This is a genomic window from Anaerolineae bacterium, assembly GCA_016931895.1.
In the GTDB taxonomy this organism is placed as follows: Bacteria; Chloroflexota; Anaerolineae; order 4572-78; family J111; genus JAFGNV01.
The window spans coordinates 1-12,655 of record JAFGDY010000109.1; the positions used below are offsets into that span (position 1 = coordinate 1).

A 12,655-nucleotide genomic window follows, 5' to 3' on the forward strand; every position below is an offset into this window, starting at 1 on the left:
CTCCTGGGGGTCTATCTGGTTCATTTTTGCCCCATTTTACCATGCAGGAGTGACTTTTACTCAATCCTTATCCCGAACTCAGGTTAGTTAAATAAATATTTGATTTGACATCCATTCAGCAATAATGCTACAATCTCGTTATCATTCTCACGGATACTACCAGTTCTATGAAATTGTCAGACAATACCCTGATTGCTCCTGAGAAACTCACCCAATATCTGTTAATGCCACGGAAGCGTAACGACAAATCCAAATGGCTCTCTCAAGCCGGATACACCGTTGAAAACTGGAAGGTATTGGAAAACGATTTACGGCAACAGCTCTTATCGTTTGAGGCTGTGCCAACTGACAATACGAGATATGGGCAGATGTATGAGATTAGAGGCAATCTGACCGGGCCGAATCAGCAGACCTTGGCTGTGGTTACGGTCTGGATGACCGAATTGGCCACAGGGATAACAAAGTTTATCACCATGTACCCGGATAGAGGACAGTGAAATGACCTATCAGTTATTTGAGGAAGTAATCTTATTAGAAAATGTGCCGGAAAAAGGGTTAATGAAAGGTGATGTGGCTACCATCGTTGAATATCACCCTGTGCCTGACGGAGAAGATGGATATTCCCTGGAAGTATTCAATGTTCTGGGGGATACGATTGCCGTGATGACTTTACCCGAGTCGGCCATTGCTCCCTTGACCGAAAATGAGGTCTTTAGTGCGCGGCCCTTGATGGCCGCGCCATTGTCTTGAACAAACCCTTGTAAAAACCTGAAAGCTCCCCCAAGTCATAAATGGGACTGACATCATTTATGACCACCCCCAACCAGGTAGTGTATCATTTCGATAACCTGAAAAGCCCGTTTGCCGGAGGTGGTTGGTGATGAGGATGGCAACGGGCACGATGGACAAAACTCTGGCAGGTAAAAAAGGATAGGCGCAGCCGATTTCGGGATTTCCGAAGTCGCCGCTCTATCTTGTTCGCCGTCGTGGCCAGCCGCGGCGTTTTGCCTTGACCCATTCTTGCGAGGGAAGTGGTTCTTGTACTGGCGGTTCCTGGCCCGACGGATACCAGCCGGGTTGGGTGTGCCGTAATTCTTGATAATAAGCTTTGAACAGCGCGGTGTGAGCCAGCATTTCTACCGGCGCTTTGGGGTGGGTGAGACCTTCGCGCCAGGCTTTTTTCTCTACTGTCCCCATAATCAGGTATTCATTGCCAATAATGTCAGGGTTGTATTGGCTGAACATCTGCGCCAACAGGTGTTCAATTTCGTGTTTGTGGGCAATGAGTAGATTACATTGCCGGCAGTAACGACAGGTGTAGTTAAGGGCAATCGGATAGTGGGGGTCAATATGAATGAACAGGGGCAGCTTGCGCTGGCCGGTTTTTTGTCCGCAGTGGGGGCAGCGCGACAGCCGCTCATCCGGGTAGGGGTTAAGCACAAAATTGTACTGGCGGGGCCGGTCATCCAGTGACGGCGGGGTTTGTTTCGGTTTCCCGGTCATTGTTTGTTATCTCTTTTGTAACTATTCAGGCATGTCATTTCGACCGAAGGGAGAAATCCCTGAAACGGCACTTTTATCAACCAGATTGCTGGAAAATCTGAACGCTGACGGTAAATTTTGCCCCGCGATGATATGGGTTATTGTCACGCCGCAGGGATTTCTCGGCCTACGGCCTCGAAATGACATGAGGGTGAATGATTACGAAAATTTTAAATCGGCCCCCTTACGGGGGAAGGTGTTGATTGACTTTTCGACACCTTCCCTCTTTACCGCCACCTCACCCTTTCTTCGAGAGGGCAGGGATTCAGAGTTTCAGAGTTTCAGAGTTCAGAGGGTTCAGAGACCAGAGGTGAATGGGGACACAACACAACAAATCCGAAACCCCTGAAACCAGTTCCTGTAGTTCGGATTGATCCCGTTACGAATCGCACAGCGGACGATTTGACTTGCAAAGTAGAACGCGCCGCCACGCACCACCTGCGCCCCTTCACCCTCTAAATCCTCCCGGCCACCTTTTGAGTCATAAGGATAATCCTGATAGTGACTCCGCGTCCATCCCCACACGTTGCCGCTCATATCCAAACAGCCGTACGGGCTGGCCCCACCCGGGAAACAGCCCATAGCGCTGGTGTCGCCAATACCGGTTTGATCGTAATTCGCTCGGCCTGTCTCAATCTCCTTTCCCCAGGGATAACGCCGCTGGGGCAACGGGTTGGTTTGCATGGCCGGGGCAGGCTGCCACTGCCGAATCTCATTAATCGGCTTGATAATACCCTGTTGGAGATATTCCAGGCCGCCCCGGGCCGCCTTTTCCCACTCGGCCTCGCTGGGCAAAGTTACGCGCCAGCCGCCGGGTAAATACCCTTGCTGTTGCCATTGCCCGGTTAACCAGGTACAAAAAGCCAGGGCCTTGCGCCAGGTGACATTGACCACCGGGTGATTGGCCAGCCCGCGCAAACTATCTGGATCGCTTACCTGAAAACCCGCCTCCTCAACAAACGTTGTGAATTGGGCCACCGTCACCGGATAACGGGCCAGCCAGTAACCATAATGCAAACTGTCATTCTGGTGCAAGTCGTCATCCTCACCCATCATAAACGGGCCAGGCGGCACGTAACAGAACAGCATAGTGTCAAGGTCAACAATCCCGGGTCGGGGGTCGCCCAACCGGGCCAGCATATTCCCGATGGTAGCCCGGTAACCGGGTTTGACCTGGTTCAGCAGGTCAGGCGTCTCAAACAAATCGGCCAGCCGTTGGGCCAATCTATTTTTCAAGGGCTGCGGGACGGCCGGCCATTCCAGGGCCGCGGTCCCGGCCACCTCCGCCGCCGCCAGTTGCACATCGGCCGGCAGGATTGGCCGGCCCTGCTCAGCCGGTTCATCGGCCCCGGCCAGCCGCAGCAAGTACTTCTGCGCCGAATCCGGCGCGTTGACACTCAAATACCCGGCCACCAGCAGGGCCGGTTCGCGCCACCAGCTATCCAAAATTGACAAAAAGCCGCAATGCCTTCTAACCCCCGCTCGCTGCGCACCGTTTCGGCCAGGTAGCGAGCCGCCAGGTACTCCTGAAAAGCCAGGTGAACAAAACGGTACAGCCCCAGCCTTTCCTCCAACAGGGTGCCTCGCAGCCGGGTCAGGGCAATCAGGTCGTTGGTTAAATGGCCGTAGGCAGGATGGCTCTGCAAAATCCGGCGCAGGTCGTCTTCGGCAATCTCCCGGCCCTGGTTGGAACCGCGCCGGTGCATTTCAAAGGCCAGGTGCTGCACCAACTCCCGGTGCACTTCCCGGCTGCCGCCAACCAACCCGCCCAGCCGGTTGGCCTGGGCCTCGTCGGGGCTGTACTCCGGCAAGAGCATGGCGTCCGCGGCTTTCATATACAGTTCGGCCCGCTGGTCGGGCAGGCGGCGCTCGCTGTAGTGGACCAGCAGCATGCGCACCAAAAGCGGGCTGGCAATGAGCGGTTCGGTGTTTTTACCAAAGCGCTGGCGGCGCTGCTCTTCCAGGTTGGCAATGGCCTTGAGCAATTCGTCGGCCTTACCTTTGCCGGCGTCGGCTTCGTGGCGGTAAAGGTCGGCGTAAGCGTGCCGCACCAGATGGGCCACGTGGGTTTCATCCAGGGGCATGACCTGCACCTCGCGGAAGTCTTTGCCCAGCGCGGTGCGCTCTTTGTAGGCGGCGGTGCGGCAGGTGACCACCACCCGCATCTGCTCCCGCCCCGTCACCAGGTTTTCAATGGCCTGGCGCACCTCGGCCCGCTCGGCCTCGTTGGGCACTTCGTCCAATCCGTCCAGCAGCAAAATCACCCGCTGGCCGCTGCGCAGCAGTTGTTTAAAGAAGTCCGGCGGCAACTCAAAGCTGGTCTGGTTTTGGATGAGATAATCGGAGATGAAGGCGGCCAGGGTTTTTTGTTCGGCGGGCGCGCCGGGGGGCAATTGGCGCAGGTGCAGAGCGTAAGTGCTGAGGGGAATGAGAATGGGAATGGGAATCTCAAAAGAGGCGAGATAATCCTTGATGCTGGAGAACTTTCCAGCCTTCTCCAAAAACGTTTTCTTGTCCCTATCTTTTGCCTGTTGCTCATATTCTTCCCAGGTTGTGTACCCTTCAGGGGGCGAGGGAATAGGCGGGGGAATCCCCAATTTTTCCCTGGCCAGAGCGGGTTCATCCATACCCAGGCTATAGCTTAAAGTATAGGCCAGGTGCAGCAGCACCGTGGTTTTGCCGCAGCCCGGCCCGCCGGTAATGGCAATGTGCTGCCCCAGCGTTAGCACCTGGTCCAGCCTGATCCGCCCGGCGCTGGCCTGGCGGTAGGTTTGCGCTTGCAGGGGCACGTAAACGGTTTCCAAATCCAACTGCACCACCTGCACACCTTCGCGTTTGATGCCCCGCAGTTCAATGGTGCCGTAGCGCTCCAGCATCCAGGTTAGATAGCTGGCTACCTGGCGGCGCAGGGTGGCTTCATCGGGCGGGTGGGGCGCCTGTTCGCGGTAGTAGTTGATAATCGTGTTTACGCTGTTGCCGTCGCCGGTGATGATATGGCCTTCAGCGCTGCTGCCGGTTACGCCCCGCTCGCCGGTCTGCGCCGCGCCGGCCAGTTGCGCTTGCAGCGCGGCCTGTTTTTCCAACAGGGGTTGCAGCGCGGCCGCCAGGGCCGGGCCGGAAAGATGTTTGCGCAGCCCGGCAATGGTGCGGTTTAACTCCTCAAGTTCCAACCGGATAGATGGTCTGGTCATCAGTCCTCTCCTTCGCTATCGTCAACCTGGGTCAGTCGGTTTTCATCGCCGGTAATAATGTGGCCCCCGGCGCTGCTGCCAATCACCGCGCCTTTTCCCCCAATTTGCAGGCTGTCCCGGGTGACGACACCACCTTCGCCCTCCGCCAATTGCGCTTCAAGGTCGGCTTGCCGCCGGCGCAGTTGGACCAGCGTGGCTTCAATTTCTTCGTCTGGCATAACCCCCAGCAGTTCTTCGTGGGCCTTGATGGCCTGTTCAGTCTTCTCCAACTGCACCCGAAGGTCTGAAGCCGGGGCCGACCGGGCCTGATTCAGCGCATTGCCGCTGCCGGTGATAATATGGCCCCCGGCCCGGCTGCCGATAACGGCCCGGTCCCCTCCTATCTGCACGCTGCCCTGGGTGATAACCCCGTCTTGGGTCAACTGCGCTACTTTCTGGCCCAGGCCGGCCGCCACTGTCTGCAAAACGCTGTAAGGCAAGCCCATCGTTTGGGTCAGGCCCTGGTCTATGGCGCCCCGGGCCGGGGCGGGCCGCTCTTCCCCAAGGGTTTCCAAGCCTAACGTTTGTCGCCGCTGCCCGGCCCGAAAGGCATAACGCAACAGGCTCTCCTCCAAGCCGGTCAGTCGCCCCTCCTGTAACACCGTCTCAAAAGCGTTGCGGTTGGGCACGGTCTGGGCCACCTGCGCCACCAGGTCAGCAATGTTCACCTCCCCTTTGGGCGCGGCCTGGGCCAGTCCTTCGCCCTCCGCCGGCTGCTCCCAGACCAGCCAAGCCCCGGCACCCCACAGCCGGTCGGCGATTTGGGCCGACAGGGAACCTGCCGGCGCCAGGCCCGGAATCGCGGCGCTGGCTTGCACTACCTGCTGCCAGCTACTGCGCAGCATGGGGGGCGTGGCAAAGCTGGCCTCCGGCAGCGCTTCTCCCCTGGCTGCGGCCAGCCGCAGGGCCAAGGCGGTCACGTCGGGGTGGTCGCCCACCAACCGGCGTAGATTCTTCACCACGGTGGCCAATAACTCCCAATCCGGCTCCGGGGCCAGCAACAGCAGGTGGCCGCCGTAGATGCCAAACATCGGGTTTCTGAATTTTTCCCACAGCAAGTAGCGCAGGTCTTGTTTAGAAACCACCTGGCGGCCATTGACCAGGCCCGACCGGGCCAGCTCCGCATAATCCAGGCCCATTTCATCCGGGGTAAAGCCTTCTCCCAGCTCTGCCATCAGCACCGAGGCATGGGCCAGGTCCGCGCCACGAACCGGCGCCGCTGGCCCGTAGTTACGCCGAAACAGAAAGACCTGGGTTTGCCAACCGGGGCTGGCTACCAGGCTCTGTTCCAAAATGCCGGTATTTTGCGCGCGCAGGCGCAGCCGGTAAACCCCCGGCTCCACCTGCAACGTGCAGCCGGCCCAACGCGCCTCCGGGCTGCGAGCCGCCACTTCCGCCAGGTCAAGCTCCTGCCCGACGGGCAGGAGCAGGCTCAAGCCGGCCGCCACGTTCTCCGGCCGGCCCGGCTCCAAATCACGCGCAAACAAGAAGAGTTGGCTCCCCTGGCCCAGCCGCTGCCGCACCTGGCGGCTGAGCCGGGCGGCAGCCTGTTGGTGGTCGCTGCTGGCGGCGCGGGCGCGGCTGATGGGCGCCGAGGTGGCAATGGGCAGTTGCGGCCCCGGCACGTGCACGGTGTCCTGGCCGGGCTTCACCGCCTGGAGTATTTCCTTGACCGCTGTCCCGGCCTTGAACTTGATTTTGTAAATACCGGGCGACAGGCTGGTTTTCAGGTGTTGCAGACCCTGGGTCACCAGGCTGAATTGGCCGTCAATGATAAAGATTTCGACGCCCCAACCGGCCTCAATGATCACCTCAACCTTCTGTTCCGAATTGTTAGCCAAACTCGACATCAACCACCTCCTCGCCAATCACTTCAAATTCTTTCTCCAGCTCCATCTCTGTCACCCGCACGCTATACAGGCCGTTGGGCAGGGCCAGCGCCCAGACGCCGGCTATGGTCACCGGGCCGGCCACCCGCTTATATTTGTGGTTCACAATTTCCACAGGCCGGTTGGCCAGGGCGGAAGCCAGGTGAATCCGCACCGGTATCTCAGCTCCCCGGCTTTCCTCCGCAACGTCGCCAATTTCCCCCTTTTGCACAAACACAATGTCGCGCCGGTAGTTGTATTCAAATTGGGGTTCCTGGTAGTCGGCGGTATCCACCAACTTGGGCAGGTAATTCAACACGTACTCTTCAACCACCGCCCCGGTGATGCAATTATTTGCATCGGGCGTGGCTTTTTCCAACGCCTCCAGCAAGGCCCGGGTGAATAGACCCCGCACCGGGCCATTGGGCGCAACCGGCTTTTCGCGGGCTTTGCGCGACCATTTGGTGGCAAAACCGTAAAAGTAACGCACGTCGGCCCCGGCCGGGCGGCGAATCTCCGGCCAGGCCGGAATGTACAGGGGCACGCGGGGATAATCGTCGCGGCAGCAATCCATCAGCAAAACAATCTCCTGGAACAAGGCGGCGGCGCGAAACCAGCGCGCGCTGTACCGCCCGGGAAAATGGTGCATGCGCCGCCGGCTGGAATTGGCCACCAACAGCGCCGTTTCCTCAATATCCGGCCCAAAACCATGCCCGGCCATGTAGATGTAAAGCCGCCGGCCCAACATTCCCCCCTCGCCCGGGTCCAGGTCAATCAAACGGTCAAATTCACGTTCAACCTGGTGCAGGGTGGGTTGGGCATCTATGGGGTCCGCCGCGGGATCGTAGTGCTCGCTGGACAAGACCAGGGCCACGTGGTCGTCTGCGTCAATATCCCCGCCCTGGGGCGAACGCAACCAGCGACAGAATTCCCGGGCGTCGTTTTCCGGCCCTGCCAGATCGCCAAACCTGGGATATTTGGAAATGCCGACTACAATGGCGTAATCGTCAGCAGCCATCTTAAAAGCCCTCCGCAATAATATGTTTGACGCTGTTGAGCGTGGTCACGTCTTCATCGTCGAACGCGCCGTGCGCCTCAGCCGTAGAAGCGCAGCCCGGCCCGGAATCTTGACGCGACCAGATAGTCCGGCCCGCCTCCGCCCGCACAAAGCGGCGCACAATCTCAATTTCTGGATAGGCCTGGCCGTGGTAGGGCGGCTGGCCGGAGTAATACCGCTGCATGCCCACCAGGGGCTTGTCCGCTTCGTCTTCCAGCACCCCGGAAACAAAGTAGAGCAGCGAGCGGGGGTAAACGGGCGCCACCGGCACCAGGTGGTCGGCGGCTTCCAGGGCGTCCTGCATGCCAAACAGGCGAAAGTTCTGGATACGCTCGCCACAGAGGGCCAGGGTGTCGGCCAGCAGGCGAAAGTCGCAGGCCGGGGCCAGAAAAACAAGGTCAAACTGAACCTCCGGCGGCAAGTACCGGGCCGCGTGAGTCAGAAAATGGCAAATGTAGATAGCCCCGGTGCTGTGGCCAATCAGGATGATGCGGGGCCGGCAGCCACTCTGCCAATGCTGCTTTAACGTTTCCAAAAAAGCCGTGCCGCCGTGCCATGCCGGGTCGGGGCCAAAGGCATCGGCGGTATCGCGCTTCACCCAATCCCACACCAACTTGCCGGCGTTGGCCAGGTAGAACTCGCGCAGGATTTCTTCCACCGCCGTGCAGTAGACCCCGTGATCGCGTCTTCCGGCCAGGCGCTGAATGACCCGGGCCAGGATGCGCCCCGCGCCCCGGATGATGACGCCGGTCGAGATCACCCCCCGTTCAGCCGGGCTGGGGGCCTCCCGCTCAATCTCGGCCAACACCTCCGGCGACATCAGGGTGTGGCGGGAGGCCTGCACCGCGCCGCTGCGGGCAGCCGCATCGCGCGCTATCTCGGCGGTGGTACGCAGGCCCCTGGCTATGGCTTCCGCTTCCTGCCCCAGGGTATAGTCCATTTCCAAAACTTCCCGGAATTGTTCCGCTTCAGCCTCGCGCAGTCTTTCATCCACCGGCAAGCGGGTTGGCGCTAACCCGGCCAAAGGTTCCCCGCCGGCCGGGGGCTGGCGCAACTCACGCTGGATCGCGGCTTCGTCTTTGAGTTCCAGCCGGCCCCCGCGCTCGCCAGGTTGCTGCCGCAGTTTGGCTTCCACAAATTGCAGCACCCGCACCAGCAAACGCTTGAAGATGGGTTCCCGGAAGATTTCAGCCAGGTTATGAACCACCACCTCCACCGGGCCGGAGTGCCACACAAAAAAGACCGGATACCCCCCGGCGGCCTGGTAGGCGTCCAACAGCCGGTTCTCGATGGTGTGCAGGGCGTTTTGCGCCGTGACCAACCCTCCGTGAAAATGGACCACCAATCGCTCCCGGTGGGGGTCATCGGCCAGAACGGCGAAAAGATGGTCCAGATCAGCTTTCGAGGTGGTCTCGAACACGCCGTTTTTTAAGTTGAGATAATGGTCTTTGCTAACAGCCATACCTTCCTCCTTTCAGGAGACTTTCATTATTGAGGGACAGGGTTAATTTTTTGTTTGGGCCAGCCGGTGAAGTAGGCCCAGCCAGCACCGGGTCAAACAGATGGGCCAGGTGAATACGGCGGGTTTCGGCCCCCAGCACAAAAAATGGTCTGATTTTCATAACGCCTCCTGATGCTGTTTACCCGCTTCCACTTTGGTTTGCAGATTGGCCTGGCCGGTCCACTTGACACACAGGTTCAGGCCATATCCCATTTATGGGCCATATTCTTCTTCAGGGGTATCGCAGGGTGTCAAAATGACACCATGGAATGGGAAGGCACGATAATAACAAACTCAAGGTATTTTTTTACGGCCCGCGCCATCGGCATCATTGAACGGATGCCAAACTGCCGGGTAGTATATGAACGAGTAAGGAGACGAGGGTCTACATTCTGGTTCGGTTTGCTTTTAGTGGTCGCTCTGGTGATGTGGTGGGGATGTAGATGTGAGCCATTTTTTTACACCCCCAACGGCAGCGACTCATACGTGCTGCGATCCTCGCCAAAGTAGTTTTCAAAAACGTGCTGGTAGACCATTTCACATTTAGTTTCGTAAAGCTCTGCATCAAAGGCTGCGGGCAGCAGCTCGTCGAGGGTATCATTAATGGCAATCCGCACCTGGGCCTGGGCTTGTTGGTGTTGGCGCCAGTCGAGCGTCAATAAGCCGCCTTTGAGTTTGAGCAGCAGTTCGTGGGCGGCTTTTTTCACGGCCTGGCGTTCTTTTTTGCTCAGTTCCATTTCCGGTTTGTGGATGAGCAGGTCAAACAAGGCCAATTCTTCTTCGCTGAGACCTTCGGCTACGTGGCGCCGCTCTTCTTCATTCAGGGCTTTGACCAACGCCAGCAGTTCATTGTAAACCTGCACCACGTTGGCCGAGCCGCTGTTGTATTCGGTAATCAGTTTTTCAAATTGTTCGCGGTAGTTCATCCGCTGCCGGTTGAGGCGGATCATGCCGTTGAGTTTTTGGTTGATGGCTCCGCGTAGTTTTTCCAGCTCGGTGTGCCGGTGCCCTGTTTTGAATTGTTCGGCTAAAGCGTCAAAATCTAGCCGGCGCAGGTCAAGGCGCTCGGGCGAGTCGCCCACGTGGTAGGGGGCGCGTTCGTCAGAAACCGACTCTTCTTCAACCGGCGTTTCAATCGCGGCGCGGATGAAATAGTCGGTAGGGGTGATGGATTTGTCCAGCACGGCTTCCACTTCGGCCAATATGGCGGAGATGTCTACGCCAGGATCGCGGGAGCGGATTTGCAGGCTGAGGTAGCCCAGCACCGAGGCTTTGGCCTGGTATTGCCGGGCGGCTTTGTCGGGCAAAATGGCTTTGTAAAGTTTAGTGGTGTAGGCGGCGTGGCTCAGAAATTCTGTTTTGGCCTCATCATTGACCAGTAAGGCATCTTCGGCCTGGGCCTTAAGGGCAATGCGTTTGAAGACATCCTGCTCGGCCGCAATCAGGTCCAGGTCTACGCCGTGCTCGGCGCAAAAGGCGTCGGCTTCGTCCAGGGCCTGAGCCAGTTCATCCAGCAGGGCTTGTTTGTCTTTTACGGGGGTATCCACCTCACCTGTATCTGCTTCACCCCGGCCGGCGGCGTAAATGGCCAGGGCTTCTTGCAGGTTACGGAATACGCCAATGTAATCCACAATCAGGCCGTTGTTCTTTTCACCAAACACGCGGTTGGCGCGGGCAATGGTCTGCATCAGGGTGTGGTTGCGCATGGGCTTGTCCAGGTAAATGGTGGAGCAGTTGGGCACGTCAAAGCCCGTCATCCACATGGCGCGCACAAAGACCAGGCGGAAGGAATCGGCGGGGTCTTTGAAGCGTTCCTCCAAATCCTCGCCAACCATCCGCTGCCGGTGGCGTTTGATGTCCAGCCCTTTGGCTTTGAATTTCTCAATTTCGTTTTGCTCGCTGGAAACTACCACGGCCATATCAGTTTCCTGCATAAAGATAATTTACTGCTCCAACTCGGGCCGGCCCATCGGGTCGCAGGTGGACAGTTGGGCGCGCAGGTTAGCCAACTGTTGCTGCCACTGCTGCTGCACGGCATCGTACATTTTTACGGCCTTGAGTTTGTCAATGGTCACGACCATGGCCTTGCCCCGGTACTCGCGGCCAATAAAGTGCTCCACAATATCCTGGGCCACGCGCTCCAGCCGGGCCTGGCGAGTAATGAGGTGGTATTCGCTCTCAAATTGTTGCTCCAGTTTGGCTTCGGCCTCATCGTCCAGGGCGGCGGCTTCGAGCACGCGCTCGATGTCGGGGTTGAAGCGGTCGTTGATAATTTGCAGTTCAGGGATGCGGTTTTCGTAGTACAGGGGCACGGTGGCGTTATCGTCCATTGATTGTTTGAAGTTGTAGATGCTGATGTAATCGCCAAATACTTCTTTGGTACGCTCTTCGCCCACCATCAGCGGGGTGCCGGTAAAGGCAATAGAGGCGGCATTGGGCAGGGCCGTGCGCATATTCAGGGCCAGCGTGTCGTACTGAGTGCGGTGGGGCTTGCTCCGGAGGTGACACGAAAGATTTCGTTCTCACCTTCCCTGACCTCGACGATGAACCGTTGTACTCGCCGGTCAGACTGGTACTCGCGCTAGAACTTTGCACCGAAAATGACCTGTGGGATTTTTAAGCTTCAATAAAGAGTAAAACCAATAATATTTTGGTTTCGGCCCTTGTATTGTGAATTCACATTCATACTGCAAGGGCTTTTTTGTTTTATCAGGTTAATAACTTGCAAGCAATTAGTCGTACTGTAACTTACCAATTTAATAGAAGAGATTAGGTCTCACTAACTGGCGACTGAATTCACACAATGGCCGGGCTGGTGTGGACATCTTGGCTTACTCAACATCCCGTGGTTGTAACAATAAATCTATCCCATCCAATATTTGCCGTACCCGCTTACGGGAAAGCGTCCCGATTTTTTCATCTAGCGCTTGCTTATCCACGGTAAATATCTGCGAAATATTCACAACGCTTTGCTTGGGTAGATTTGCCTCACCCTTCTCCAAAAGGATATTCCCTGGCGCTTCTGCTCGCTTCAGATGGGAGGTTAACACACATACAACGACTGTATTGATCCGACTTTGATTGAAAACATTATTCTGAACAACGACGTGGGGATGACGATATCCTGGCTCTGATCCCGATGGCTCTTCCAATTCAACCCAAAACACATCACCTTGATTGATTACCATTGACCGGTTACCATCTGCCGATGTTGACGACGCACATATTGGCGATGAGTTTCTTCTGCTGGGTCAGGCAAATCATCATAAGCGGCATTGATAGCCTTCAAAAGCTCCTGATTCTGGTGGCGTTGAAGAAAATCTTCAGCGGCCAAAGCAAAAAGCCGGCTACGAGAAATATCCAATCGTTGAGCCATATCATCCATTTTTTTCAAGAGCGCTTCTTGAAGAGATATTGCAGTTTTCACATAAGCCATTGTTATACCACCTTTCTTACC

The 12,655-nt window shown here is 57.2% G+C and carries 13 protein-coding genes; 2 read left to right on the plus strand and 11 right to left on the minus strand.

The window, feature by feature from the left end; genetic code table 11:
* Positions 1–167 precede the first annotated feature (167 nt).
* Positions 168–497 (plus strand): hypothetical protein, encoded by a 330-nt coding sequence (locus JW953_08445; protein ID MBN1992723.1) that lies wholly within the window; start codon positions 168–170, stop codon positions 495–497.
* A gap of 1 nt (position 498) precedes the next feature.
* On the plus strand, positions 499–750 hold the full coding sequence (locus tag JW953_08450; protein MBN1992724.1) for a DUF4926 domain-containing protein: 252 nt from the start codon (positions 499–501) through the stop codon (positions 748–750).
* A gap of 219 nt (positions 751–969) precedes the next feature.
* Here JW953_08450 and JW953_08455 read toward each other — a convergent pair whose 3' ends face one another.
* The 11 genes from JW953_08455 to JW953_08505 all read right to left on the minus strand — a co-directional run.
* On the minus strand, positions 970–1,503 hold the full coding sequence (locus tag JW953_08455) for a hypothetical protein (protein ID MBN1992725.1): 534 nt from the start codon (positions 1,501–1,503) through the stop codon (positions 970–972).
* A 336-nt stretch (positions 1,504–1,839) separates the two neighbouring features.
* Positions 1,840–2,997, minus strand: coding sequence for a formylglycine-generating enzyme family protein (locus JW953_08460; GenBank protein ID MBN1992726.1), 1,158 nt, complete (start codon positions 2,995–2,997; stop codon positions 1,840–1,842).
* On the minus strand, positions 2,940–4,733 hold the full coding sequence (locus tag JW953_08465; protein ID MBN1992727.1) for an NACHT domain-containing protein: 1,794 nt from the start codon (positions 4,731–4,733) through the stop codon (positions 2,940–2,942). Before JW953_08465 ends, JW953_08460 begins: the two co-directional genes overlap by 58 nt.
* On the minus strand, positions 4,733–6,622 hold the full coding sequence (locus JW953_08470; GenBank protein MBN1992728.1) for a hypothetical protein: 1,890 nt from the start codon (positions 6,620–6,622) through the stop codon (positions 4,733–4,735). The genes JW953_08465 and JW953_08470 overlap by 1 nt, the downstream gene beginning before the upstream one ends.
* Positions 6,606–7,658, minus strand: a complete 1,053-nt coding sequence (locus JW953_08475) for a caspase family protein (GenBank protein MBN1992729.1) — start codon at positions 7,656–7,658, stop codon at positions 6,606–6,608. Before JW953_08475 ends, JW953_08470 begins: the two co-directional genes overlap by 17 nt.
* Position 7,659: 1 nt before the next feature.
* The gene (locus JW953_08480; GenBank protein MBN1992730.1) at positions 7,660–9,159 is read right to left on the minus strand and encodes a hypothetical protein; all 1,500 of its coding nucleotides are present in this window, start codon (positions 9,157–9,159) and stop codon (positions 7,660–7,662) included.
* Entirely contained in the window at positions 9,149–9,319 is a 171-nt protein-coding gene (locus JW953_08485) for a hypothetical protein (GenBank protein MBN1992731.1), read from the minus strand. The genes JW953_08480 and JW953_08485 overlap by 11 nt, the downstream gene beginning before the upstream one ends.
* Before the next feature lie 337 nt (positions 9,320–9,656).
* Positions 9,657–11,132, minus strand: a complete 1,476-nt coding sequence (locus JW953_08490) for a type I restriction endonuclease subunit R (GenBank protein MBN1992732.1) — start codon at positions 11,130–11,132, stop codon at positions 9,657–9,659.
* 9 nt (positions 11,133–11,141) lie between these two features.
* The gene (locus tag JW953_08495; GenBank protein ID MBN1992733.1) at positions 11,142–11,651 is read right to left on the minus strand and encodes a hypothetical protein; all 510 of its coding nucleotides are present in this window, start codon (positions 11,649–11,651) and stop codon (positions 11,142–11,144) included.
* Between the two features lie 378 nt (positions 11,652–12,029).
* Positions 12,030–12,386 (minus strand): type II toxin-antitoxin system PemK/MazF family toxin, encoded by a 357-nt coding sequence (locus JW953_08500; protein ID MBN1992734.1) that lies wholly within the window; start codon positions 12,384–12,386, stop codon positions 12,030–12,032.
* Positions 12,380–12,655 (minus strand): hypothetical protein (locus tag JW953_08505; GenBank protein ID MBN1992735.1); only part of this gene is annotated, 276 nt, incomplete at its 5' end. The genes JW953_08505 and JW953_08500, both read right to left, overlap by 7 nt.

Excerpts from the sequence above, each read along its gene's own strand:
- JW953_08445 (MBN1992723.1), top strand. The coding sequence starts at position 168 with ATGAAATTGTCAGACAATACCCTGATTGCTCCTGAGAAACTCACCCAA.
- JW953_08450 (MBN1992724.1), top strand. The coding sequence starts at position 499 with ATGACCTATCAGTTATTTGAGGAAGTAATCTTATTAGAAAATGTGCCG.
- JW953_08455 (MBN1992725.1), bottom strand. The coding sequence starts at position 1,503 with ATGACCGGGAAACCGAAACAAACCCCGCCGTCACTGGATGACCGGCCC.
- JW953_08465 (MBN1992727.1), bottom strand. The coding sequence starts at position 4,733 with ATGACCAGACCATCTATCCGGTTGGAACTTGAGGAGTTAAACCGCACC.
- JW953_08470 (MBN1992728.1), bottom strand. The coding sequence starts at position 6,622 with ATGTCGAGTTTGGCTAACAATTCGGAACAGAAGGTTGAGGTGATCATT.
- JW953_08475 (MBN1992729.1), bottom strand. The coding sequence starts at position 7,658 with ATGGCTGCTGACGATTACGCCATTGTAGTCGGCATTTCCAAATATCCC.
- JW953_08480 (MBN1992730.1), bottom strand. The coding sequence starts at position 9,159 with ATGGCTGTTAGCAAAGACCATTATCTCAACTTAAAAAACGGCGTGTTC.
- JW953_08485 (MBN1992731.1), bottom strand. The coding sequence starts at position 9,319 with ATGAAAATCAGACCATTTTTTGTGCTGGGGGCCGAAACCCGCCGTATT.
- JW953_08490 (MBN1992732.1), bottom strand. The coding sequence starts at position 11,132 with ATGCAGGAAACTGATATGGCCGTGGTAGTTTCCAGCGAGCAAAACGAA.
- JW953_08495 (MBN1992733.1), bottom strand. The coding sequence starts at position 11,651 with ATGCGCACGGCCCTGCCCAATGCCGCCTCTATTGCCTTTACCGGCACC.
- JW953_08500 (MBN1992734.1), bottom strand. The coding sequence starts at position 12,386 with ATGGTAATCAATCAAGGTGATGTGTTTTGGGTTGAATTGGAAGAGCCA.